23 protein-coding genes and 1 tRNA gene are annotated in these 23737 nt (G+C 73.6%); 8 read left to right on the forward strand and 16 right to left on the reverse strand.

Annotated elements, in window-relative coordinates:
* Positions 1-4 precede the first annotated feature (4 nt).
* Genes hutI through hutH form a run of 5 tightly spaced genes read right to left on the reverse strand, consistent with a single transcriptional unit; the run spans position 5 to position 6956 of the window.
* Positions 5-1180: an imidazolonepropionase gene (gene hutI / locus AB0C78_RS43705; protein ID WP_360760233.1), complete on the reverse strand. Its 1176-nt coding sequence runs from the start codon at positions 1178-1180 to the stop codon at positions 5-7.
* Positions 1177-2532, reverse strand: coding sequence for a formimidoylglutamate deiminase (locus AB0C78_RS43710; protein WP_360760236.1), 1356 nt, complete (start codon positions 2530-2532; stop codon positions 1177-1179). Before AB0C78_RS43710 ends, hutI begins: the two co-directional genes overlap by 4 nt.
* A 10-nt stretch (positions 2533-2542) precedes the next feature.
* Complete coding sequence (locus AB0C78_RS43715) at positions 2543-3742, reverse strand: allantoate amidohydrolase (RefSeq protein WP_360760239.1); 1200 nt, start codon at positions 3740-3742, stop codon at positions 2543-2545.
* Positions 3742-5400 carry a urocanate hydratase gene (hutU, locus tag AB0C78_RS43720; RefSeq protein ID WP_360760242.1) on the reverse strand — a complete coding sequence of 553 codons (1659 nt, stop codon included), beginning with the start codon at positions 5398-5400 and terminating at the stop codon, positions 3742-3744. The genes AB0C78_RS43715 and hutU overlap by 1 nt, the downstream gene beginning before the upstream one ends.
* An 11-nt stretch (positions 5401-5411) precedes the next feature.
* The gene (gene hutH, locus AB0C78_RS43725) at positions 5412-6956 is read right to left on the reverse strand and encodes a histidine ammonia-lyase (protein ID WP_360760245.1); all 1545 of its coding nucleotides are present in this window, start codon (positions 6954-6956) and stop codon (positions 5412-5414) included.
* A 92-nt stretch (positions 6957-7048) separates the two neighbouring features.
* Between hutH and AB0C78_RS43730 the strand changes: the two genes are divergently transcribed.
* The 4 genes from AB0C78_RS43730 to AB0C78_RS43745 all read left to right on the forward strand — a co-directional run bounded on the left by AB0C78_RS43730 (position 7049) and on the right by AB0C78_RS43745 (position 9076).
* A complete protein-coding gene (locus AB0C78_RS43730; protein ID WP_360760248.1) occupies positions 7049-7810 on the forward strand; it encodes an IclR family transcriptional regulator in 762 nt (253 codons plus the stop codon).
* 55 nt (positions 7811-7865) lie between these two features.
* Positions 7866-8363 carry an FBP domain-containing protein gene (locus tag AB0C78_RS43735; RefSeq protein WP_360760251.1) on the forward strand — a complete coding sequence of 166 codons (498 nt, stop codon included), beginning with the start codon at positions 7866-7868 and terminating at the stop codon, positions 8361-8363.
* Between the two features lie 264 nt (positions 8364-8627).
* Positions 8628-8700 (forward strand) — tRNA-Leu (locus AB0C78_RS43740).
* A gap of 103 nt (positions 8701-8803) precedes the next feature.
* A complete protein-coding gene (locus tag AB0C78_RS43745; RefSeq protein WP_360760253.1) occupies positions 8804-9076 on the forward strand; it encodes a hypothetical protein in 273 nt (90 codons plus the stop codon).
* On the opposite strand, the gene AB0C78_RS43750 is transcribed toward AB0C78_RS43745, so the two are convergent.
* Positions 9060-9821 (reverse strand): class I SAM-dependent methyltransferase, encoded by a 762-nt coding sequence (locus AB0C78_RS43750; protein ID WP_360760256.1) that lies wholly within the window; start codon positions 9819-9821, stop codon positions 9060-9062. The two genes, AB0C78_RS43745 and AB0C78_RS43750, sit on opposite strands and share 17 nt — an antisense overlap.
* A 65-nt stretch (positions 9822-9886) precedes the next feature.
* Between AB0C78_RS43750 and AB0C78_RS43755 the strand changes: the two genes are divergently transcribed.
* On the forward strand, positions 9887-10525 hold the full coding sequence (locus AB0C78_RS43755) for a helix-turn-helix domain-containing protein (RefSeq protein WP_360760259.1): 639 nt from the start codon (positions 9887-9889) through the stop codon (positions 10523-10525).
* 1 nt (position 10526) lies between these two features.
* Here AB0C78_RS43755 and AB0C78_RS43760 read toward each other — a convergent pair whose 3' ends face one another.
* The 7 genes from AB0C78_RS43760 to AB0C78_RS43790 all read right to left on the reverse strand — a co-directional run bounded on the left by AB0C78_RS43760 (position 10527) and on the right by AB0C78_RS43790 (position 16710).
* Positions 10527-11813, reverse strand: coding sequence for a hypothetical protein (locus AB0C78_RS43760; protein ID WP_360760262.1), 1287 nt, complete (start codon positions 11811-11813; stop codon positions 10527-10529).
* Positions 11814-12074: 261 nt separating this feature from the next.
* A complete protein-coding gene (locus tag AB0C78_RS43765; protein ID WP_360760265.1) occupies positions 12075-12248 on the reverse strand; it encodes a hydrophobic protein in 174 nt (57 codons plus the stop codon).
* 72 nt (positions 12249-12320) lie between these two features.
* Positions 12321-13085 carry an MBL fold metallo-hydrolase gene (locus tag AB0C78_RS43770; protein ID WP_360760268.1) on the reverse strand — a complete coding sequence of 255 codons (765 nt, stop codon included), beginning with the start codon at positions 13083-13085 and terminating at the stop codon, positions 12321-12323.
* 157 nt (positions 13086-13242) lie between these two features.
* Complete coding sequence (locus AB0C78_RS43775) at positions 13243-14169, reverse strand: ABC transporter substrate-binding protein (RefSeq protein WP_192808744.1); 927 nt, start codon at positions 14167-14169, stop codon at positions 13243-13245.
* Between the two features lie 26 nt (positions 14170-14195).
* Entirely contained in the window at positions 14196-14882 is a 687-nt protein-coding gene (locus AB0C78_RS43780; protein ID WP_151540129.1) for an ABC transporter permease subunit, read from the reverse strand.
* A complete protein-coding gene (locus AB0C78_RS43785; RefSeq protein ID WP_360760272.1) occupies positions 14879-15529 on the reverse strand; it encodes an ABC transporter permease in 651 nt (216 codons plus the stop codon). Before AB0C78_RS43785 ends, AB0C78_RS43780 begins: the two co-directional genes overlap by 4 nt.
* Positions 15529-16710 (reverse strand): ATP-binding cassette domain-containing protein, encoded by a 1182-nt coding sequence (locus AB0C78_RS43790; RefSeq protein ID WP_360760275.1) that lies wholly within the window; start codon positions 16708-16710, stop codon positions 15529-15531. The genes AB0C78_RS43785 and AB0C78_RS43790 overlap by 1 nt, the downstream gene beginning before the upstream one ends.
* A 159-nt stretch (positions 16711-16869) precedes the next feature.
* Here AB0C78_RS43790 and AB0C78_RS43795 point away from each other — a divergent pair, with 159 nt between their 5' ends.
* Positions 16870-18333: an aromatic amino acid ammonia-lyase gene (locus AB0C78_RS43795; protein WP_360760278.1), complete on the forward strand. Its 1464-nt coding sequence runs from the start codon at positions 16870-16872 to the stop codon at positions 18331-18333.
* Positions 18334-18358: 25 nt separating this feature from the next.
* Here the strand turns inward: AB0C78_RS43795 and AB0C78_RS43800 are convergent, their stop codons facing one another.
* On the reverse strand, positions 18359-19366 hold the full coding sequence (locus AB0C78_RS43800) for a LacI family DNA-binding transcriptional regulator (protein ID WP_360760281.1): 1008 nt from the start codon (positions 19364-19366) through the stop codon (positions 18359-18361).
* A gap of 160 nt (positions 19367-19526) precedes the next feature.
* Here AB0C78_RS43800 and AB0C78_RS43805 point away from each other — a divergent pair, with 160 nt between their 5' ends.
* The gene (locus AB0C78_RS43805; RefSeq protein ID WP_360760284.1) at positions 19527-20054 is read left to right on the forward strand and encodes a cysteine dioxygenase family protein; all 528 of its coding nucleotides are present in this window, start codon (positions 19527-19529) and stop codon (positions 20052-20054) included.
* A 320-nt stretch (positions 20055-20374) separates the two neighbouring features.
* Here the strand turns inward: AB0C78_RS43805 and AB0C78_RS43810 are convergent, their stop codons facing one another.
* Both AB0C78_RS43810 and AB0C78_RS43815 read right to left on the reverse strand, forming a co-directional pair.
* Positions 20375-21574 (reverse strand): hypothetical protein, encoded by a 1200-nt coding sequence (locus AB0C78_RS43810; RefSeq protein WP_360760287.1) that lies wholly within the window; start codon positions 21572-21574, stop codon positions 20375-20377.
* 34 nt (positions 21575-21608) lie between these two features.
* On the reverse strand, positions 21609-22754 hold the full coding sequence (locus AB0C78_RS43815; protein WP_360760290.1) for an acyltransferase: 1146 nt from the start codon (positions 22752-22754) through the stop codon (positions 21609-21611).
* Between the two features lie 211 nt (positions 22755-22965).
* On the opposite strand from AB0C78_RS43815, the gene AB0C78_RS43820 reads away from it, so the two are divergent.
* Positions 22966-23730 carry an SGNH/GDSL hydrolase family protein gene (locus AB0C78_RS43820; protein WP_360760293.1) on the forward strand — a complete coding sequence of 255 codons (765 nt, stop codon included), beginning with the start codon at positions 22966-22968 and terminating at the stop codon, positions 23728-23730.
* Positions 23731-23737 lie beyond the last annotated feature (7 nt).

Raw genomic sequence — 23737 nt, forward strand, 5'->3', positions numbered from 1 at the left:
TCGGTTACCCGGAGGCACCTACCCGATGGCCTCGTTTCCATACGGCAAATGTTTGCGGGACGCCGGGGCGGTAGGCGAGGTGGATGTGCGACGGGGCGTCCAGCACATGGACGTCCGCGCGCGCGCCGACGGATAGGTGCCCGACATCGGTGCGCCGCAGGGCGCGGGCACCGCCGGCGGTGGCGGACCAGACGGCTTCCGCGGGGGTCATGCGCATGTCGCGGACGGCCACGGCGACGCAGAACGCCATGCTGGAGCTGTAGCAGGAGCCGGGGTTGCAGTCGGTGGCGAGGGCGACGGTGGCGCCGGCGTCCAGCAGGCGGCGGGCGTCCGGGTAGGGCTGGCGGGTGGAGAACTCGACGCCCGGCAGCAGCGTCGCGACGGTGCGGGACGAGGCGAGCGCGTCCACGTCCGCGCCGCTCAGGAACGTGCAGTGGTCGGCGGACGCGGCGTCGAGCTCCACGGCGAGGCGGACGCCGGGGCCCTCGCCGAGCTGGTTGGCGTGCAGCCGGGGCATGAGCCCGGCCTTGATCCCGGCCTGCAGGACCTCGCGGGCCTGGTCGGCGTCGAACGCGCCCCGCTCGCAGAAGGCGTCCACCCAGCGGGCGTGGGGCGCGCAGGCCGACAGCATGCCGGTGGCGGCCAGGCGCGTGTAGCCGGCGGTGTCGTCACCGTACTCGGACGGGACGACGTGCGCGCCGAGGTAGGTGACCTCGTCCGCGACCTCGGCGGCGATGCGGACGGCGCGTTCCTCCTGCTCGACCGTGAGGCCGTACCCGGACTTGCACTCGACGGTGGTCGTCCCCTGCCGGGCCATCTCGTCCACCAGGCGGCGGAGGTTGGCGCGCAGCTCGTCGTCGGACGCGGCGCGGGTGCGTTCGACGGTGGTGCGGATGCCTCCGGCGGCGTAGGGGCGGCCGCTCATCCGGGCGGCGAACTCCTCGGCGCGTTCACCGGCGAAGACGAGGTGGGCGTGGGAGTCCACGAACCCGGGGAGGACGGCGCGCCCGGCGGCGTCGAAGACCTCGTCGGCGGCGGGCGCCTCGGCGGCGGGGCCCGTCCACGCAACGGCGCCGTCCTCGATCACCAGCGCGGCGTCCCGGACGATGCCGAGCGGCCCGTCGCCCCGCCCCGGGTCGTTGGTGACGAGTTCCCCGATGTTCGTGATGGCGGTGCTCAAGCGGGCTCCTCGCGGGTGGCGGACTCGACGGCGGCGGCCAGCGCGGCGGGCACGTCGTCGACCAGCAGGTGCCGGGCGTCGTGCACGATCTGGCGGCCGGACACGACGACGTGCCGGACGTCGGCGGCGGTGGCGGCGAAGACGGCGGCCTCGGCGGCGTGCGCGCGCCCGGCGCCGGCGGTGCGGACGGAGTCGAGCGCGACCGTGACGAGGTCGCAGTAGGCGCCGGGTTCGAGGCGTCCCGCCTCGGGCCAGCCGAGCGCGTAGTGGCCGTTGGACGTGGCGGCGGCGAGCAGCTCGCCGGCCGTCCAGTGGCCGCGGACGCGGGTGCGGAGGCGCTCGTCCAGCTCGACGGCGCGGGCCTCCTCGAACAGGTCGATGACGGCGTGCTGGTCGGAGCCGAGGCAGATGGGCGCGCCCGCGTCGGCGAGGCCGCGGGCGGGCCCGATGCCGTCGGCGAGGTCGCGTTCGGTGGTCGGGCACATGCAGACGCCGGTCGTGGTGGCGCCGAGCAGGCCGATGTCGTCGTCGGTGAGGTGGGTGGCGTGGACGGCGGTGCTGAGCGGGCCGAGGGCGCCGGCCTCGGCGAGGAGGCGGGCGGGCGTCACGCCGTACGCGTCGAGGCACGCGGTGTTCTCGGCGGGCTGCTCGGACAGGTGGACGTGCAGCGGCGCGCGGTGCTCCTTCGCCCAGGACGCGACGGCCCGCACCTGCTCGCGCGGCACGGCGCGGACCGAGTGGATCGCGGCGCCGACGCGGGCGTGCAACCGGCCCGCCTTGTCGGTCTGCTCGTAGAGGGTGTCGACGCGGCGGGCCCAGTTCCCGGCGGTGCCGTCGCCGAACCGCAGCTGCGGGCCCTGGAGCGGCTTGCCGATGCCGCCGGTGAGGTAGCAGGTGTCCAGTAGCGTGATCCGGATGCCCGCGTCGGCGGCGGCCGCGATCAGCGCCTCGCCCATCGCGTTCGGCGCGTCGTAGGGTGCGCCGCCGGGGCGGTGGTGCAGGTAGTGGAACTCGCCGACGCAGCTGATCCCGGCGAGCGCCATCTCCGCGAACACGGCCCTGGCCAGCGCCCGGTAGGAGTCGGGGTCGAGGCGGTCGGCGACCTTGTACATCTGCTCGCGCCATGTCCAGAACGTCCCTCTGTTCATCTGGACGCGGGAGCGGAGGGCGCGGTGGAACGCGTGCGAGTGCGCGTTCGCGAGGCCCGGCAGGGTGAGGCCGGGCAGGTGCTGGGCGTGCGGCGGGGCGGGGACCCCGCGCGCCAGGCGCGTGATCCGTTCGCCGTCGGCCTCGATGAGGACGTCGGCCGCCACCCCGTCGCCGAGCCAGGCGAACTGGGCATGCCATTGCATATCGGGTTCCCTACCCGCGGGCCAGGTCGTCCAGTACCGCCGCGAGGGCCTCGACCCCGGCGAGGCAGTCGGCGGTCTCGGCGTGCTCGGCGGGCGCGTGCGACACGCCGGTCGGGTTCCGGACGAACAGCATCGCGGCCGGTACCCGCGCGGACAGGACGCCCGCGTCGTGTCCCGCGCCGGTCGGCAGCACGGGCGCCCCGCCGAGCGTCCTGACCAGGCGGTCGCGCAGGGCCAGGTTGAAGTCGACGATCTCGGTGTAGGACTCCTCCGCGACCTCCACCGTCACCCGGTGCGGGCGGGCGGCCTCGCGTGCGGCCTTGCCGACCTCGTCCACGGTCCTGCGGACGGCGCCGTCGGCGGGCCCGCGCGCGTCGAGCCAGGCGGTGACGGACGACGCGATCGCGTTCACCCCGCCCGGGACGACGCGGACCTTCCCGACCGTCGCCACCGTCCCGTTGCGTTCGGCGGCGTCGCGGGCGGCGAGGACCATCCCGGCGAACGGGATCATCGGGTCGCGGCGGTCGGCGAGCGCGGTCGTCCCGGCGTGGTTGCCCTCGCCCGCGAACCCGAACCGCCACCGCCCGTGCGGGACGATCGAGCTCGCGACCCCGACCGGTTCGGCGAGCGCCCGCCCCTGCTCGACGTGCAGTTCGACGTAGCAGCCGACGCGCCCGAGCAGGTCGTCGTCGGGCCCGATGGCGTCCGGATCGAGCCCGGCGCCGTGCAGGACCTCGGCGAACGTACGCCCGTCCCCGTCGGTGAGCCCCCGCGCCCGGGCCGGGTCGATCGCGCCGGCCAGCAGCCGCGATCCGAGGCAGGCGACCCCGAACCGGGCGCCCTCCTCCTCGGCGAACGCGGCGATCCCGACGGGCCGCCGCAGCGCCGCGCCGCGCTCGCGCAGCAGGTCGACGGCGGCGAACGCGGACACGATCCCGAGCGGCCCGTCGAACGCGCCGCCGCCGGGCACCGAGTCGAGATGGCTGCCGGTGAGCACGGCACCGTCGCGCGTGCCGTCCCCGGGGTACCACCAGGCGATCATGTTGCCGTTGCGGTCGTGCTCCAGCGGCATCCCGCGGCGGCGCGCCTCGTCGGCGAACCAGGCGCGGCACTCCAGCTCAGGCGGAGTCCACGCGAACCGGTGGTATCCGCCGGTGGCGGCGTCGCGCCCGACGGGCAGCAGCGCCCGCCACATCTCATCGAAGCCCATCAGCCCTGCTGCATCGGGATGCGGACACCGCGCTCGGCGGCGACCTCGGCCGCGCGGTCGTAGCCGGCGTCGACGTGCCGCATGACGCCGGTGCCGGGGTCGTTGGTCAGGACGCGCTGGAGCTTCTCGCCCGCGAGGGCCGTCCCGTCGGCGACGCAGACCTGCCCGGCGTGGATCGAGCGGCCGATGCCGACGCCGCCGCCGTGGTGGATCGACACCCACGTCGCGCCGGACGAGGTGTTCAGCATGGCGTTCAGCAGCGGCCAGTCGGCGATGGCGTCCGAGCCGTCCTTCATGCCCTCGGTCTCCCGGTACGGGCTGGCGACGGAACCGCAGTCGAGGTGGTCGCGGCCGAGCACGATCGGCGCGCTGATCTCGCCGCGCGCGACGAGGTCGTTGAAGACCTCGCCGGCCTTGTCGCGCTCGCCGTAGCCGAGCCAGCAGATCCGCGACGGCAGGCCCTGGAAGTGGACCTTCTCCCCCGCCATCCGGATCCACCGGGTCAGCGGCTCGTTGTCGGGGAACAGGTCGAGGATCGCCTGGTCGGTGCGCGCGATGTCCTTCGGGTCGCCGGACAGCGCCGCCCACCGGAACGGACCCTTGCCCTCGCAGAACAGCGGCCGGATGTAGGCCGGGACGAACCCGGGGAACTCGAACGCGCGCGCGTACCCGGCGAGCTGCGCCTCGCCGCGGATCGAGTTGCCGTAGTCGAACACCTCGGCGCCCGCGTCCTGGAACCCGACCATCGCCTCGACGTGCCGCGCCATCGACGTGCGGGCCTTGGCGATGAAGCCTTCCGGGTCCTTGTCGCGCTCGGCGGCCATGTCGTCGAACGCGACACCGCTCGGCAGGTACATCAGCGGGTCGTGCGCGCTGGTCTGGTCGGTGACGATGTCGATCGGCGCGCCGCGCCGCAGCAGCTCGGGGACGAGGTCGGCGGCGTTGCCGAGCACCGCGATCGACAGCGGCCGCCGCGCCTCCCGCGCCTCCTCGGCGAGCCGGAGCGCGTCGTCCAGCGAGCCGGCCTTCACGTCGCAGTACCGGTGCTCGACGCGCCGCTCGATGCGGGACGGGTCGCACTCGATACAGATCGCGACGCCGCCGTTCATCGTGACGGCGAGCGGCTGCGCGCCGCCCATCCCGCCGAGCCCGGCGGTCAGCGTGATCGTCCCGGCGAGCGTCCCGCCGAACCGCTTCTCCGCGACGGCCGCGAACGTCTCGTAGGTGCCCTGCAGGATGCCCTGCGTGCCGATGTAGATCCACGACCCGGCGGTCATCTGGCCGAACATCGTCAGCCCGAGCGACTCCAGCCGGCGGAACTCCTCCCAGGTCGCCCACTGCGGCACCAGGTTGGAGTTGGCGATCAGCACGCGCGGCGCCCACTCGTGCGTCCGGAAGATCCCGACCGGCTTGCCCGACTGGACGAGCAGCGTCTCGTCGCCCTCCAGGTCCGCGAGGGACCGGACGATGCCGTCGAAGGCGTCCCAGCTGCGGGCCGCCCGCCCCGACCCGCCGTAGACGACGAGGTCGTCGGGGTGCTCGGCCACCTCCGGGTCGAGGTTGTTCTGGATCATCCGCAGGGCGGCCTCCTGCGGCCAGCCCTTCGCGGCGGTGAGCTTCGTGCCGCGCGGCGCGCGGACGGGACGGGGACCGGACATGTGCGGGCTCCTTAGGAGAGGGGGCCGGTGACGGATTCGGCGGCGGCGACGAGCGAGCCGTCCCGGACCAGGGCGGTCGCGGCGGCGATCTCGGGCGCGAGGTAGCGGTCCGGGCCGGGCGGCGGGACGGCCTCGCGCAGCTTCGCGACGACGGCGGCGGTCGCGGGTCCCGGACGCAGCGGGGTGCGCAGGTCCAGCGCCCGCGCGGCGGTGAGGATCTCGATCGCGATCACCTGCGTCAGGCCGTCCACGGCGCGGCGCAGCTTGCGGGCCGAGTTCCAGCCCATGGACACGTGGTCCTCCTGCATCGCCGAGCTCGGGATGGAGTCGGCGGACGCGGGAGCGGCGAGCCGCTTCAGCTCGGAGACGATCGCGGCCTGCGTGTACTGGGCGATCATGTGGCCGGAGTCGACGCCGGGGTCGTCGGCGAGGAACGCGGGCAGCCCGGACGAGCGGCCCTTGTCCAGCATCCGGTCGGTGCGCCGCTCCGACATCGACGCGACGTCCGCGGTCGGGATGGCGAGGAAGTCGAGCACGTACGCGATCGGCGCGCCGTGGAAGTTGCCGTTGGACTCGACCCGCCCGTCCGGCAGCACCACGGGGTTGTCGACGGCGGACGCCAGCTCCCGCCCCGCGACCAGCTCGGCGTGCGCGAGGGTGTCACGGGCGGCGCCGTTGACCTGCGGCGAGCAGCGCAGCGAGTAGGCGTCCTGGACGCGGGTGCAGTCCGGGCCGCGGTGCGACTCCATGATCTCCGAGTCGGCGAGCAGCGCCCGCAGGTTGGCCGCCGACGCGGCCTGCCCCGGATGCGGCCGCAGCGCCTGCAGGTCGGCGGCGAACACCCGGTCGGTGCCGAGCAGCGCCTCGACGCTCATCGCGGCGGCGACGTCGGCGGCGGTCAGCAGCTTGTGCAGGTCCCGGATGGCGAGGACGAGCATGCCGAGCATGCCGTCCGTCCCGTTCAGCAGGGCGAGGCCCTCCTTGGCGCCCAGCATGACCGGGGCGATGCCGTTCTCGGCGAGCACCTCGGCCGCGGGCCGCAGCTCGCCGGCCGCGTCCCGCACCTGCCCCTCGCCGATCAGCGCCAGCGCGACGTGCGCGAGCGGCGCGAGGTCGCCGGAGCAGCCGAGGCTGCCGTGCTCGAACACCTGCGGCGTGATCCCGGCGTTCAGCAGCGCGGCGAGCGTCCGCGCGGTGACCGGCTGGACGCCCGTCCGCCCGGTCGCGAGGGTGTGCAGGCGCAGCAGCATCAGCGCCCGGACGACCTCGCGCTCGACCTCCATCCCGGACCCGGCGGCGTGCGACCGGACGATGTTGAGCTGCAGCTGCGCCCGCATCTCCGGCGGGATGTGCCGCGTCGCGAGCGCCCCGAACCCCGTCGAGACCCCGTAGACCGGCAGCGGGCGCGACGACAGCTCCTCGATGTGCGCCCGCGACTCCCCGATCAGCGTCAGCGCCTCGTCCGTCAGCGAGACCGCCGCGCCGTCCCGCGCCACCGCCACGACCTGCTCGAACGACAGCGGATCCGGACCGACCCGAACACTCGTGTCTCCCATGACGAAACCCATACCCACGATTCCACCCGCCAGGGGGCGCCGCAGGCAGGGCCGGGCGGCCACATCCGTCTCAGATACGAGACAATGCGAGCATGAGCCAGGTCCCCGCCGCCCGCCGCGCGCTGGCGGTGCTGCGCCTGCTGGCCGCCGCGCCCGGCCCGCTGCCCGCCTCCGCGATCGCCCGCGCCCTGGACCTGCCCCGCTCCAGCACGTACCACCTGCTCACCGCGATGGCCGAGGACGGGTTCGTCACGTCCATCCCCGAGGAGCGCCGCTGGGGCCTCGGCGTCGCCGCCTTCGAGATCGGCTCCGCCTACCTGCGCCACGAACCGCTCGAACGCCTCGCGCGCCCCCTGCTGCGCCGGCTCGTCGACCGCGTCGGCGAGATCGCCCAGCTCGGCGTCCTGCACGGCGCCGAGACCCTCTACCTGCTCAAGGAGCAGCCGCCCCGGCACGCCACGCTCGTCACGGACGTCGGCGTCCGGATGCCCGCCCAGCTCACCGCGAGCGGCCTGTCCCTCCTCGCGCACCTGCCGCCCGCGCAGGTGCGCGCGCTGTTCCCGGGCCGCTTCGTGAACCGCACCGGCCGCGGCCCGGCGTCCCTGCGCGAGCTGCGCCGCGTCCTGGCCGAGGACGCGCGGCGCGGCTGGTCGTCCGAGGACGGCTACATCACCGAGGGCTTCGCCAGCATCGCGGCCTGCGCGTTCGACCACACCGGACACCCGACCGCCGCCGTCACCGTCACGTTCCGCCGCGACCGCCACCCGCCCGAGACCTGGCCCGGCCTCGCCGCCCACACCCGCACCGCCGCCAGTGCCCTGACCACCCGCCTCACCGGCCGCCCGCCCTCCTGACCCTAGGTAGATTAAGTATTTGCCTAATACCTCTAGGCAGACTAGCGTCGCGGGCATGCGACCCCTCACCGAGCGCGACATCCGCACGTCCTTCGTCAACTGCTCCAAGGGCGAGGCACGGCGGCTCGGCCTGCCCAAGGATCTCGGCGAGCGCCCCTGGGACGACCTCGACTTCCTCGGCTGGCGAGATCCCGGGGCGCCCGAGCGCGCCTACCTGGTCGCCGACCGCGGCGGCCGCCTCGTCGGGATCGCGCTGCGCGGGACGTCCGGCACGTCCCGCGGCTTCACCGCGCGCAGCCTGTGCTCGCTGTGCCTGACCACCCGGACCGGCGGCGGCGTCGCCCTGATGACCGCGCGGCGGACGGGCGAGGCGGGACGCCAGGGCAACACGGTCGGCCAGTACCTCTGCACCGACCTCGCCTGCTCGCTCTACCTGCGCGGGAAGCGGCAGGCCGCGGTGGGCGGGGACCTCGACGAGTCCCTGACCGTGGACGAGAAGGTCGCCCGCACGCGGGCCAACCTGCACGCCTTCCTCGACAAGGTGACCGCCTGAACCGGCGCGCGGGGATACCCCGGCAAGGCCGGGCGCGGCGCGCCGCCGGGCATTCATTACCATTCCGCGGACGCCCATCCCATCGGTCGTCCTTTTCCGGCCCAGCCGGGATATTCGCTGAAGCCGCGGCGAACTCTAGGGCAAGATGACTCCATGCCCGATCGCGGAATCCACGGAAAGCGGCACCGTGGCCACGGTGGGCATTTGAATGGTCACTTGCCGCGGCCGGCCGCCGGAACCGGCCCGGGCGCGCGACCAGCAGCCGCCTCCGTAGCCCAAAGGTAGAGGCCAACTCCTTAAAAGAGTCGAAGTGTCGGTTCGAGTCCGACCGGGGGCACCGCGCATCGCCGCGGTATGCGGTGATCGATCCACGATTGCCGCGTGCCGCCCGACGGTGCCGACGCGCGGCCCCGGCAGTGGCCCTCCCCGGCCACGGCTCGGTGGCGCTGGGCGCGGCGGCGGGGCAGCAGATCGAGGCACAGTTCCACCAATTCGTCGACCACACGCCGGCTTACGGATACAACGGCGTCGTCCTGCCGGGTTTCCTCGAGTACATCGGCTTCGGCGGGGTGGGCGGCGGCCATGCCGCCCACCGCGCGGCGATGCGCGCGGCTTTCGGGCAGGTCTGGCGGTACGCCCACGACATGGGCATGAAAGTGCATTTCCAGACCGCCGGACGGCCGCGGTGGCGACCGTTCACCCGTCCCGGGTGAAGACGCCCCGGCGGATTTCGAGGGGGCCGTCGGTGAGCGCGGTGATGTAGTTGATGACGCGGGTGTAGCCGTCGTCCAGGAGCATCGGCAGCGACGGGCCGGCAGGCGGGCCGTCGGCGAAGGTCTTGTCGATCCAGGTCCGGACCCAGGGCGTCTCATCGGTCCATTCGACGGTGGTGAAGCCGGCCCGCTCGATCGAGGCGTGCAGCGCGCCGGCGGGGACGACGAAGCTGTCGGTGCCGTCGAGCGACCACGGCATCGGCCAGGTCAGGTCCGGCGGGCCGCAGGCCTCCCAGACGGCCAGGCGCGCGCCCGGCGCGAGGCAGCGGGCGATGCGGGAGAACCAGGCCGACTTGTCGTCGACGTTCATCTGGACGTGCATGGTGATCGCCGCCTGGAACGGCCGTTCGGGGGTGAACGCGGCGATGTCGCAGGTCTCGAAGCGGACGAGGCCGTCCAGCCCGGACCCGGCGGTCAGCGCGCGGGCGGCGGTGACGTAGGCCGGGGTGATGTCGATGCCGGTGACCCGGTTGCCGGTGCGGCGGGCGATCTGCCGGGCCGGGCCGCCGAATCCCGACCCGACGTCCAGGACGGTGCCGCGCTCGGCGAGGGCGAGGCCGCCGATGAGCAGGTCGACCGCTTCGGCGCCGCCGATGTGGAACTGGTCGAGGTCGCCCGGTGTGCCGGGATGCTCGCGCAGGAGGCGGTCGATGGTCCGGTCGATGCCGGTCTCGTCGTAGGTCATCGCGTCAGTTTAGTTTTTAAACTAGCTGGTTTCTATAGTAAACCGCAGTGGGCTAGGCTCGGCGGGTGCGAAGCTATGGCCAGTACTGCTCGATCGCCCGCGCCCTCGACGTCGTCGGCGACCGCTGGACGCTGCTGATCGTCCGGGAGCTGCTCCTGCGGGGGCCGTCCCGGTTCACCGACGTGAAGAACGGGCTGCCCGGCGTCGCGACCAACCTCCTGTCGACCCGCCTCAAGGAGCTCGAAGACGCCGGGCTGGTCGGCCGCGAGGACGCCCCGCCGCCCGTCGCCACCGTCCTGTACGCACTGACCGACGACGGGCTGGCGCTTGAGCCGGTGTTGAAGGCGCTCGGGCTGTGGGGGCTGCGGCTCATGGACGCGGAACGCCCGGACGACGCGTTCCAGGCGCGCTGGCTCGCCTACGCTCCCGCCTGGTTCGCCGCCGACGCCGATCCCGGCGCGCCGCCGGCGGTCGTCCAGCTGATCGCGTCGGGCGAGGAGGCCGTCATCGAGGTCGGCGGAGGGGAGGTCCGCGCCCGCACCGGGCGCGCCACCGACCCCGATCTCGTCCTGGAGGGACCACCCCACGCCGTCCTCGGGCTGCTCACCGGCGTGATCGGCATCGACGACGCCGTCGGGCTCGGGTTGACCGCCGAGGGCCGGCGCGAGGTGCTCGCCCGCCTCCGGCCCGCCGGCGGCGGCTGAATCAGGAGAGGCGGAAGCGCGACACGAAGTTCCAGATGACGGCGTTGGCGTCGATGTCCTGGGTGGTGCCGCCGAGCAGCGGCCCGAGGTACGGCGTGCCGCCGGGCCAGTTATGGCCGCCGCCCTTGATCTGGTAGAGGATCACCGGCGCGGCGGCGGGGCAGCCGTCGTAGGCGTGCTTGATGACGGTCGTGCCGTCGTCGGGGTGGGTGTCAGGCAGGCTCGTGTCGGTCGTCGTGGTTCCGCAGCCGTTGTTGCGGGCCCAGAACGGCGCGGCGGCCGTCGCGGTCGCGTACGGGACGATCGGGTCGGCGTCGCCGTGGATCATCAGGACGGGCACGGCGCGGCCGGGATGGCAGGCGGCCTGGTCCTGGAGCTGGCCGGAGACCGGCGCGTAGGCGGCGAACCGCTTGTTCTCGCAGGCCAGCTTGCTGGTGAAGAATCCGCCGTTGCTCATGCCGGAGGCGTAGAGGCGGCGCGGGTCGGCGTTGAAGCGGTGGACGAGGACGTCCTGGAGCGCGGACACGAAGCCGGGGTCGTCGACGTCGGCGCCCGGCTGGCCGCCGGCGACGCCCTGCCAGCCGGTGCCGTAGTGCTCCGGTGTGATCATGATGAAGCCGCGGGTCCGGGCGTAGTCGGCCATGTGCCCGTAGAACTCGGCGAACAGCGGCGTCTCGAACAGCCCTGGGAAGTGGAACAGGGCCGGGAGGGGCCGGCCGTCGTAGCCGTCGGGCAGCCGGAGGATCGCCACCCGCTGCTGCCCCGCGTGGACGAGGTGGATCGCGTGGTCGCCCGGGTCGGGGTGGCGGTCCTGGACGGTGAAGCCGACCGTCCGGGTGCTCGTCCGGCCGTCGGCCTCCACGGTCCCCTGGCCCTGCCAGGTCACCGTGCCGTCCGAGGGCGTCCGCACGCCGCTGACGACGGTCGCGGAGATCCGCACTCCGGCGTCATCGAGGCCGAAGGTCCCCGACAGGCCCGCGAGGGTGCGGGTCAGCGCGAACCGGACGGTCGCCGTCCCGCCCTTCGCCCCGCGCAGCGTCCCCTGCCCCTGGACCTTGTTGGTGTTGTAGTCGGGCGTGGCCTCGGTGACGGTGATCCCGCCGGAGCGCAGGTCGCCGTCGAGCCGGTAGGCGGGCGCGCCGTCCACGGTGACGGTGATCCGGTCCGGGCGGAGGGCGTCGGCCCGCGCGGACGGCGCCGGCGCGACCGCCGGGGCCGCCGTCGCGGTGCAGGTCAGCGCCACTGCCGCAGCGAGGCGCCACCGGGCGGGGAGGGGATGCGGGTGCATGGGGCCGTCCTTCCTGCGGGCGTCCCCCCTGCGCCGCGGCGTGCCGCCGGGCCCGCGGCCCGGCCGTGTCGAGCCGAGCCTAGGTTCGCCCGCCGGGCGGCCGCTGCTCACGGAATGGAGACTGCGCCCCCTCCGATTGCGCACTCAGTGACAAAACCCGGTGCGCCTCGGGCCGTGCTGCGGGGCACCGCGAACCGCCGGCCGGCCGCCGGCGCCGCCGGCCCGGGGCCGGGCGGCGCGGCGGCACGGGGGCGGCCTGGGCTACCAGCGGTACCAGCGGCCGCGGCGGCCGGACGGGCCGGTGCCGCGGGCGACGAAGCCCAGCAGCCACACGATCAGGACGATCGCGGCGATGATCCAGAGCACCTTCAGGGTGAAGCCGATCCCGAACAGGAGCAGCGCGAGGAGCAGGACGAGAATCATGAGCCAGGGCATCGGGGGGTCCTCCTTGTCGAACGTGTCGGCGATGGATGTCCCCAAAGAAGAGCCTTTGACTCTTGACAAGCATCACGTTTTATCGAGGTGCGGCCGCCCGTCCAGCGCGACGGTGCGGCCCTCGTCGGCCGCGAGCACCTCGCCGCCGAACTCGGCGCGGGCGGCGGCCACCGCGGCGGCGCGGTCGTTGCCCGGCCAGAAATGGGTGAGCATCAGCCGCCGGGCGCCCGCCTGCCGCGCCCACCGGCCGGCCTCGGCGGAGGTCATCAGGTTCCGGACGGCGGCGTCCGTCTCGCCGGGACGGTCGGTCGCCTCGACGATGAACAGGTCGGCGTCGCGGCCGAGGTCGGCCAGCCGGGGGTCGGGGCCGGTGTCGCCGGAGTAGGCCAGCACGGTCCCGCCGGCCTCCAGGCGGACGCCCGCGTTCGGCACGAAGTGCGGGAGCGGCAGGCCCGTCAGCCGGAACGGGCCCACCTGATGGGTGCCCGGGAGCGGCCGCACGTCGAAGACCGCGCGCAGGTCGACGTCGGGTTCGAGGCCGGCGAGCCGGTCGAGGACGCCGGGCGGGCAGTACAGCGGGAGGCGGGGCGCGCCGGGGCTCCCGTAGAACCGCAGCCGGAACAGCCCGTGCAGGTCGACGCAGTGATCGGGATGCTCGTGGGTGATGACGACGGCGTCGGGGGCGCCGTCCGGCCAGTGCGCGAGGAGGCGCGGCAGCGTCGCGTAGCCGAGGTCGAGGACGAGGCGGTGGCCGTCCCAGTCCACCGCGAAGCCGCTGCAGGCCCGGCCCGGTTCCGGGAAGGCGCCGCAGCCGCCGAGGACGGTGATCTGTCTCATCCGCCCCAGCATGCCAGGGACGCGGAAGCCCGCCGCGGCGGGCGCGGCGGGCTCCAGGGCGGGTCGGGCCAGGCCCTCGGGGGCGGGTCGGGCCAGGCCCTCGGGGGCGGGTCGGACCAGGCCCTCGGGGCGGGCCAAGCCAGGCCCTCCGGGCGGGTCAGACCAGGCCGGCCTTGCTGAGCCAGTCCTTGGCGACCTTCTCCTGGTCGTCCTTGTCGATCGCGATCCGCTTCATCATGTCCAGGAGGTCCTGGGTGGTGAGCTTGGCGGAGACGGCGTTCAGCGCCGCCACCGCGGTCGGGTTCACCGCGGACTTGTTGACCAGCGGCGTCACGTTCTGCGCGCTGAAGACGTGCTGCGGGTCCTCCAGGACGACGAGCTTCTTCTGCACGATGGTCGGGTCGGTGGTGAACAGGTCGGCGGCCTGCACCTTGTTCTCGGTGAGCAGCTTGACCAGGGTGGCCTGCGCGCCCGCGTCGAACGGCTGGAACTTCTTGAAGTCCAGCCCGTACACCTTCTTCAGGCCGACGAGGCCCTGCTGGCGCGTCTTGAACTCCGACGGGCCGGCGATGGTGAGCTGGTTCGCGACCGGCTTGAGGTCGGCGATGCTCTTCAGGTGGTACTTCGACGCCGTCTGCGGGTTGACGGTGACGGAGTCCTTGTCCTCGGCCTGCGCGGAGTTCAGGACCTCCACCGACGGCGGCAGCTTGGCCTTGAGGGCGGCGTTGACCTCGTCGGTGGTGGCCGCGGTGCTGGTCTTGTCGACCGAGGTGGTGAGCAGGGCGCCGTTGTACTCCGGCATCACCCCGATGCCGCCCTTCACGACCTGGTCGTAGTAGATCTCGCGGGCGCCGATGTTGAACTTCCGGTTGACCTTGAGGCCCTTGGCCTCCAGCGCCTGCGCGTAGATCTCGCCGATCAGGCCGCTCTCGGGGAAGTTGGCGCCGCCGACGGTGATGGTGCCCTTGGCGGCGCCGCCGCCGGACAGCGGGTTCTTGTCGTCGCCGCCTCCACCGCCGCCGCAGGCGGACAGCGTCAGGGCGGCCACGAGGCCGACGGCCGCGCCACGGATGATGTGCTTCATGGTGGGTTTCCTTCTGTTGGAAAGGGTCAGGAGGAACGGGCGGTGCCGAGCAGGCCCGGCGAGACGACGAGGCGGCGCAGCGCCGCGAACACGACCTGGACGATCAGCGCGAGCAGCACCACCAGCACCGTCCCCCCGACGACGAGCTGGTAGTCGTTGCGGGCCAGCCCGTCGATGATGTAGCGGCCGAGGCCCCCGAAGCCGGGGTAGGCGACGATGGTCGCGGTCGCCACCACCTGGATCGCGGACGTGCGCAGTCCGAGCAGGATCAGCGGCAGCGCCATCGGCACCTCGGCGCGCCACAGCACGCCCCAGCCGGTCATGCCCATGCCGCTGGCGGCGTCCTTGGCGTCGGCGTCGACGCCGCGCAGGCCCTCGTAGGTGTTGACGAGGATCGGCGGGACGGCGAGGGCGACGAGCGCGATCAGCGCGGCCGTGATGCTGTAGTGGACGAGGACGACGTACACCACCAGGCCGAACGTCGGGATCGCGCGGGCCAGGTTCGCGACGCTGACCACCGCGAAGCCGCCGCGCCCGGTGTGCCCGACGAGCAGGCCGAGGGCCAGCCCGATCACGGCGGCGCAGGCGAGCGACACGCCGCTGTAGATCACGTGCTGGAGGAGCCGGTGCGGGATGCCGTCCTCGCCGTGCCACTGCGCGGACGCGGTCAGCCACGTCCAGCAGAGCCGGATCTGGTTCCAGACGTCGTTCACGAAGCCCTCCTGCGCGCTCGCGACCACGGGGTGAGCAGCCGCTGGACGATCACGAGGACCGCGTCGGTGGCCAGCGCCAGCAGGACGATCAGCACGGACGCCGCGAGGATCTGGGTCTGGAACTGCAGCTGGGAGCCGCGGATGATGTCGTAGCCGAGCCCGCCCTGGCCGATCAGCTGGCCGATCGCGACGAGGCTGATCGACGACACCGCGGCGACCCGGACGCCGGCGATGACGACGGGCACCGCGATCGGCAGCTCGACCTGGACGAGCCGGCGCAGCGTGCCGAACCCCATCGCGGTGGCGGCCTGCCGGACCGGTTCGGAGACCGAGCCGAGGCCGTCCACCACGTTCGGGATCAGCACCGACAGGCTGTAGAGGGTCAGCGGGATCATCACCGTGGACGCGCTCAGCCCGGTGTACTGGATGAACAGCATGAACAAGGCCAGCGACGGGATCGCGTAGAGCACGTTCGACACGGTCAGGACCGGCGCGTACAGCCACTGCCAGCGGCGGCACGCGAGCCCGGCGGGCAGCGAGATGAGCAGCCCGAACAGCACCGGCAGCAGCGCGAGCCGGATGTGGATGAGGGCGTGGTCGCCGAGCGTGCCGGTGTGGTCGCCGATCCAGCCCCAGTCGATGTCCATCAGTCGCCGGCACCGCCCTTCACGGGCGCGTCGGCGGGCTCCGGCGCGTCGGCGGGCTCGGCCGCGGTGCTGTCGCCGGCGCTGTCGGCGGCGGCGCGGTCGGCGAGGCCGTGGGTGGGGACGGCGAGCAGGTCGGCGCCGCCCGCGGTGCCGACCACCGCGCCCGTCTCGTCGACCCCGACCGCGAGGCCCGCCGGGGACAGGACGGCGGCGTCCAGCGCGACGCGGACCGAGTCGGCGCCGGCGCGGAAGGTGGCGCCCACCGGGACGAGCCGCGCCTCGGCCAGCGGGCCGGTCTCGTCGGCGGGCCGGGCCCAGCCGAGGGGCCTGCGGTCCTCGTCGACGACGAGGACCCAGTCCAGCCCGGCGGCGTCCGCCGCGTCCGCGGACCCCGCGAAGACCGCGTCGTCGCTCAGCCTCAGCCCGCCCGTCTCGGCGAAGCCGAGGGTGCGGATGCCGCGGTTCTGCCCGATGAACCCGGCGACGAACTCGTCGGCGGGGTGGGCGAGGAGGTCCTCGGGGGCGTCGACCTGGACGAGCCTCCCGCCCGTCTGGAACACCGCGACGCGGTCGCCGAGCTTGATCGCCTCGTCGATGTCGTGGGTGACGAACACGATGGTCTTGTGCAGCTCGGCCTGCAGGCGCAGGAACTCGTCCTGCAGCTCGGCGCGGACCACCGGGTCGACGGCGCTGAACGGCTCGTCCATCAGCATGATCGGCGGGTCGGCGGCGAGCGCGCGGGCGACGCCGACGCGCTGCTGCTGGCCGCCGGACAGCTGGAACGGGTAGCGGCGGGCCATCGACGGGTCGAGGCCGACCCGCTCCATCAGCTCGTGCGCGGCGGCGCGGGCCTTCTTCTTGTTCCAGCGCAGCAGGTACGGGACGGTGGCGATGTTGTCCTCGATGGTGCGGTGCGGGAACAGGCCGGCGTGCTGGATGACGTAGCCGATGCCGCGCCGCAGCTCGGCGGGCCTGCGCTCGCGGACGTCGCCGCCGTCGATGAGCACCCGCCCGGCGGTGGGCTCGACCATCCGGTTGATGGTGCGCAGCGCGGTGGTCTTGCCGCCGCCCGAGGTGCCGACGAACACGGTGATGCGCCCGGTGGGGCATTCCAGGCTGACGTCGTCCAGGGCGACGGTGCCGTCCGGGTAGCGCTTGGTCACGCCCTCAAAGGTGATCAAACGATTCACGTCCTCGTTGGGCGTCGCAACGCCGATGATCGACTTCGGCCTTCTCCCCAACCGTAACCAATGTGTACCGTCTCGTCAGAGTCCCGCCTTGTCCGGAACGTCGGTTCTTGAGGATAACTACCTGAAATTAGGGGAAAGTAGCGTAGGCCCGTGGAGAACAGCCGAATCGTTATCGACGGGACCTCGCTCACCTGCTCCCAGGTGGTGCTCGCGGCCCGCGAGGATGTGACGGTCACCATAGATTCCGGCGGGGTGGAGCGCGCCCGCGCGGCCTGGCGGGTGGCCCGCGAGGTCGCCGGCTCCCAGCCGGTCTACGGGCGGACGACCGGCGTCGGCGCCAACCGCGTCGTGGACGTCGAATGGGAGGACGCCGACGCGCACGGGCTGCGGCTGCTGCGCAGCCACGCGGCCGGGGCGGGGCCGCTGGTCGCCCCGGAGATCGTCCGCGCGATGCTGACCGTCCGGCTGAACCAGATCGCGGCGGGCGGCTCGGGCGTCGAACCTGGAGCGCTCCAAGCGCTGGCGGACGTCCTCAACCTGGGCCTTCTCCCGCCCGTCCCGGTGTACGGGGCGATCGGCACCGGCGACCTGACGGCGCTGGCGTCGACCGCGCTGTGCCTGCTCGGCGAGCGGTCCTGGCTGGCCGGGCCGGACGGGGCGCCCGAGCGCGGCCCCGGCTACCGGCTCCAGTCCGCCGACGCGCTCGCCTTCATCAGCTCCAACGCCGCGACGCTCGGGGAGTCGGCGCTCGCCGTCGCCGACCTGCGGCGGATGCTGCGCGCCTCGACGGTCGTGGCCGCGCTGTCGCACTTCGCCGTCCGGGCGTCGGAGGAGCCGTACGCGCCGCCCGTGCAGGACGCGTGCCCCCACCCCGGCCAGCGCGAGGCCGCCGACGCGATGCGCACCCTGCTCGCCTTCGACCGGCCCGCCCCGATGCGGATCCAGGACCCGTACGGCTACCGGGCGTTCCCGCAGGTCCACGGCCCGGCGCTGGAGGCCGGGGCCTATGCCGAGCAGGTCGTCACCCGGGAGATCAACGCGGCCGCCGAGAACCCCCTCGTGGACGTCGCCGGGCGGACGGTCTGGCACAACGGCAACTTCCACACCGCCTACGTCGGCCTCGCGCTCGACGCGGCCCGCGCCGCCCTGTTCCAGACGATGGCCCTGGCCGCCGCGCGGCTCGGCACGCTCGCCGAGCCGTCGTTCACCGGCCTCTACCCGTTCCAGGGCGCCACGGAGGCGTCCTCCGGGATCATGATCCTGGAGTACGTGGCGCACTCGTGCCTCGCCGACGTGCGCCGGCTCGCCACTCCCGCCGCGCTCGGCAGCGCCGTGCTGTCGCGCGGCGTCGAGGAGCACGCGGGCTTCTCCACCCAGTCGGCCCGCGCGACCACCGACGCCGTCGCCGCCTACCGGCTCGGCCTCGGCTGCGAGCTCGTCGCGGCCGTCCGGGCCCTGCGGATGCAGGGGCGCGCCCCGTCCGGCGGGCCGCTGCGGTCGGCGTTCGACCTGGCCGAGGCCGTCCTCGACCCGCGCGTGGAGGACCGCCCCCTGGACACCGACATCGCCGTGGCCGCCGACCTCCTCCCCCGCCTCGCGCTCCTGTATCCCTGATTTCCACAAGCCCGGCCCAAGGGGCTCAGGAGTGGGGGCCGCCGGTGGAGGTGCGGACGCGGAGCGACGGCTCGCGCACCACGCGGCGCTTGCGCGGCTTGCCGTCGATGACGTCGACGATCAGCCGGACGGCCGCGTGCACGATGCCGTCGATGTCCCAGTCGACGGACGTCAGCGGCGGGGTGAGCAGGGCCGACATCGGATGATTGTCGTAGCCGCAGACCGCGATGTCGCCGGGGACCTCCAGGCCCAGCTCGCGGGTCGCGGCGTACACGCCGTAGGCGATGGAGTCGGCGAAGCAGAACACCGCCGTCGGCCGGTCGGGGCCGCCGAGCACGCGCAGCGCGACCTCGGTGGACTCGGCGAGCGACTGCGGCACCACGACCACGCCGACGCGCAGCCCGAGCCGTTCGGCCTCGGCGTTGACGTGCACGTCGGCCGGGCGGTCGGGGGTGCTCGCGCCGGTGGAGGTGAACACGGTGACGCGCTCGTGGCCGAGCTCGCGCAGGTGCTCCAGGGCGAGCGTGACGCCGCGCCGGTTGTCGAACACGACCTCGCCCTGCGACCGGCCGCCGTGCAGGGCGTCGCCGATCGACACGACCGGGACCGTCTCCGACAGCTCGGCCCAGAACGGCGCGGCCGGGTCGAGCGGCTGCACGATCAGCCCGTCCACCCGCTGGTCGCGCAGCCGGCGGGCGAGCGCCAGCTCCCGCTCCGGGTCGCCGCCCGCGTCGACGATCAGCGCGTAGCGGTCGCGGGCGAGCAGCGCCCGGCCGATGCCGGTGGCGAGGGACTGCTGCCAGTAGTCCTCCAGCGACCCGCACAGCAGCCCGACCTGGTCGGTGCGGCCGCTGGCCAGCGCGCGGGCGATGGGGTGCGCCTCGTACCCGAGCTCCTCGGCCGCCGCCCGGACCCGCTCCTGGGTCTCCTCGGAGGTCTGGATGCCGCGCAGCGCGTACGAGACGGCGGCGGGCGACAGGCCGGTCGCCTGGGCCACTTCACGGATGGTCGCGCGCTTGCGCCTCTCCGACATCTCTCCAACCCTAGACGGCCCCGCTGACAGAACGGGGGATTCCACTTGACGGGACGGTTGCTGAACCGTTTCACTGAAACGGTTAACTGATGCGGTTCAGTCGTCGTCTGCGCTGCTCACCGCGTCGGCCCGTCCCGTCATGGAAAGGAAGGAGCGCACCGTGTCCCACGATGTCCTGCCCCGCACCCCCGGCTTCGCGGACCTGCCCGCCCGCACCCTCGGCAAGCGCGAGCTGCGCGCGCTCGTGGACGACCTCGCGGAGCGGCCGGAGCTGTGGCGGCAGCACGTCGCGTTCCCGGGCGGCGGCCACCGGCACTACGCCTCGCTCCACCGGGACGAGCACGTGGACGTGTGGCTGCTGTGCTGGACGCCGGACGACGACACCGGCTGGCACGACCACGACGTGTCCTCGGGCGCGGTCCGCGTCGTCAGCGGCGCCATCGAGGAGAGCAACCCGCGGATCGGCGGCGCGCACGCCAGCACGGTCGTCGCCGAGGGCGGCTCGTTCTGCTTCGGCCCGGACCACATCCACCGGCTCACCGGGGTGGCCGACGCGAGCGTCTCCATCCACGCGTACTCGCCGCCGCTGTGGCGGATGGGCCAGTACTCCATCGACGATTCCGGCGTGATGCGCCGCCTGTCCGTCAGCTACGCCGACGAACTACGCCCCCAGGACTCCCCCGCCTGACACGGACTTCGAACATCACCCGAGCAGCGACCTCAGCCACCACGCGAGCGCGCTATCTGACCGGCGGGGCGAAGCCGAAGGCGAGCCCCGCCGGGAAGCTCGCGAAGCGAGGCCGCGCTCGCCCAAGCAAGGTCAGCGTGCGAGCCGCCAGGCGAGCACGCTGGGCCTGGCTTGCATAAATTGGGCCTGGCTTGCATAAATACTGCCTCCGGCGGGTCCGACCGGGGGAGACGGGCCCGCCGGAGGAGGGTGGCCGTCCGATGCCCGCTCACATCGGGCGGCCACCCACATGTCCCTCAGCGCGGCGCGGTCCGGAAACGTCACACCTCCGGCGCGGCCGTTTTCGGGGGTGCCGCGAGGCGGCGGTCGATCCAGCGGTCCGTCAGGGCGCAGACCGCGATGGCGACGGCGAAGCAGAGGGCGGCGGCGCGGAGGACGCCGGCTTCGTAGTAGGTGTCGGTGACCAGGAGGACGGCGGCGGCGCCGGCCGCTCCCCCGGCGAGCAGCGCGGCGGCGATCTGGGCGGCCCAGAGCATCGTCCGGCGCGGTCCGGCGCCGGCGAGTCCTTCGCGGAGTGCGTGGACGGCACCTGCCGCGCAGATGAGCAGGCCGGCGATGCCCGCGATGAGCGGTGTCCCGAAGTTCACGCCGTAGCGGACGGCCAGTGCCGGGATGAAGAAGAGGGCGAGCGCCCAGCGCAGCCCGGTGCCGATGGAGGTCAGGGCGAGTCCCGGTTCGCCGCGCTGGGGCGTCCGGGCGGCCCGCCAGCGGGCCGCGACGAGGATCGCCGCCGTGACGAGGGCGCCTGGGAGGCGTCCAGCGAGATGCCCGAGGTTGTAGAGGAGGGCCGTGTCGTAGACGGTCAGGACCAGTTGGCCCAGTGCCCACACCGAGATGGCGAACAGGAGCATCTGCGGGAACGACGAGATCGTGGGCGCGTCGGTGTCCTGCCGGGCGAGCCATTGGACGAGCAACGGCGTCACCAGGCCGGTGCACGCGCGGATGACGATGTCGTCCACCGTGTAAGGGGTGTGCAGGACCCACTCCACGACGCAGAAGGAAAAGGTGTAGGAGAGGGACGCGGCCCACACCATCCATGACATGGCGACGCGCCTGTACAGGCCGCGATCCAGCCACCGCAGCACGGTTACGAAGGAGAGCAGCCCGAAGGGCAACTCCAGGGACGCGGGTACGCGCAGCAGGCAGGGTGCGAGCAGCCCCGGTTCAGGGAAGTGCGCGGCGAACGCGCGCATGGACGAGCCGTCCGCCAGCGCGAACCAGCCCGCCGGTACGTAGTGCGCTATGAACGACGCGTCCCCGTCGTGGACGCGCAAGACGTACACGGTGAAGAGCACCTGGTTGATGTAGACGAGCGCTACGACCAGAGCGAGGAACGCTTCTGGACGGGCCCAGACGCGTCCGGCGGTCCCGCCGGCATTGGCCTGCCGTACGAAGCGCGGTACAAACGCCAGGCTCACCACCGTCGAAGCCACCGCCGCGGCGTCCACCCCTATGGCCATGACCGACAAACATAAGGCCGCCGGGGCGGGACGGTCAGCGGGTGGCGAGTTCCGGCTCCGCCTCGGGGGCGCGCGGGGCGGGCACGTCTTCGACAGTCGCGTCCGCTGCGGGCGGGTCCCCGGCAGGAGGCCGCTTCATAGCGCGCATCGGCTCCAGCGACGCCAGCAGCCGGGCCCGCATCCACGCCGCGCCGGGCCGTTCCACCAGGCGATGCACCGCGTAGGCGAGCGCCAGGGACGCCGCGATGACGGCGGCGAGCGCGGCCCACCGGTTCATCCCCGGGTACAGCGCGTCCAGCAGCGGCAGCGCGAGCTGCGAATGGACGAGGTATAGCGGGTACGTCAGCGCCCCGAGGACGGTCAGGCCGCGCCACCGCACCCAGCCCAGGCGGCCCGTCGCGACGAGGATCATCACCAGGAAGATGCCGGTGACGGCGGCCGCGACGGGCAGGTGGGCGGAGCCCTTGAACGCGCCGTCCGCGCGCCAGCCGCCCCAGTGCAGCGCCAGCAGGTAGGACGCCGCGACGTATCCCCAGAGCAGCAGCGTCGGACCGAACCGGTGGATCATGTACAGGGCCATCCCGGCGATGAAGTACGGGCTCCACGTCGGCACCAGCATGATCTGCAGGAACCTGCTGCCGGCCTCGTCGGCGAAGACGCCGCCGAACATCCACGCCGCCATGAAGACCAGGCACGACCGGTACGTGATGCCGATCCCGGCGAGGACCGCCACCAGGACGTAGAAGTGCATCTCCACCCAGAGCGTCCAGTAGACGGCGTCGACGTTCTGGATGCCGAGGCCGCCCTGGAGCATCGTCAGGTTCGGCACGACGAGCCCCGGAACGCCGTGCCCCTGCCGGAACACCGCGTACACGACGGCGCCGAGCAGCACGCTCGCCCAGTACGCCGGCATCAGCCGCACCAGGCGCGAGATGCCGAACTCGCCCGGCGAGCGGCCCCACGCGCTCATGAGGATCACGAAGCCGCTGATGACGAAGAACAGGTCGACGCCGAGGTAGCCGTACCGGGTGACCGCGCCCAGCGCGGGGAAGACGTCCCGCGCGCGCTCCGGCCACGGCCCCGCGCCGCCGAAGCCGGTGAAGTGGTACAGCACGACGGCGGTCGCCGCCAGGAAGCGGAGCAGGTCGAGTTCGCGGAGCCGCGGGCGTCGGGGGGTCACCGCGGAACCCTCTCGGGGACGGGTTGCGCGGCGCGGGACGCGGCGTGAGGACCCGGTGAACGGCGGGTGTAGCCGGGGATGGCCCGCCGCGCCGGGCCGCCCCGGGATCACCCGGGAAGGAGGGGCGGGGGGTTTCGCGCGACGGGCGCGTGGGGCGGGAGGGGATCAGTAAGATACCGGTGCATTCTCACCCGACTATTGGTGGTCCTCCATGACATCTCGCCGCGCCCGACGCGGCGCGGCGACCCTACTGCTGTGCCTCGGCCTGCTCGGCCTGCCCCTGCTGGCCGGCTGCGGCGGCACCGGCGGGACCGGCCCGCGGACGGCCCGGGCGGACGGCCCGCCCGCGAAGAAGCCGGTCCCGCGGCCGTCGGTGGTGTTCTTCCTCGGCGACAGCTACACGGTCGGGGACCGCGGCGTCCAGCCCGAGACGACGTACGCGTCGGCGACCGGGCGGCTGCTGGGCTGGCAGGTCATCGTGGCGGGACGGGCCGGCACCGGCTTCGTGAAGACGGTCGCCGGGCAGGCGTTCCTGCAGCTGTTCGAGAGCCAGCTCGGCTGGCGGCCCGCGCCCGACCTGCTGATCGTCTCGGGCGGGCACAACGACTGGCGGGTCCCGCCGCCGCGCGTCGCGGCGGCGGCGCGCGCGCTGCTCGAACGGGCGCGGCAGCGGTGGCCCGGCACGCATCTCGTGCTGATGGGGCCGCTGTGGGGCAACGACACCCCGCCGCCCAACGAGCTGGGCGTCCGCAACGCGCTCCGGAACCTCGCGACGCAGATGGCGGTCCCGTTCGTCGACCCGCTCGCGGAGCGGTGGATCACCGGGAACCGGCTGACCCGCCGGGGCAACGCGCCGCAGTACATCAAGCGGGACGGGACGCACCCGGACGAGGCGGGCCACCGCTACGTGGCGACCCGCCTCGCCGCCGACATCAAGCGCCTGGGCCTGGCCCACGCACTGCGCCGTCCCGCCTGACCGCGCC

The sequence above is a fragment of the Actinomadura sp. NPDC048394 genome, assembly GCF_040651755.1.
Lineage (GTDB): Bacteria > Actinomycetota > Actinomycetes > Streptosporangiales > Streptosporangiaceae > Spirillospora > Spirillospora montaniterrae.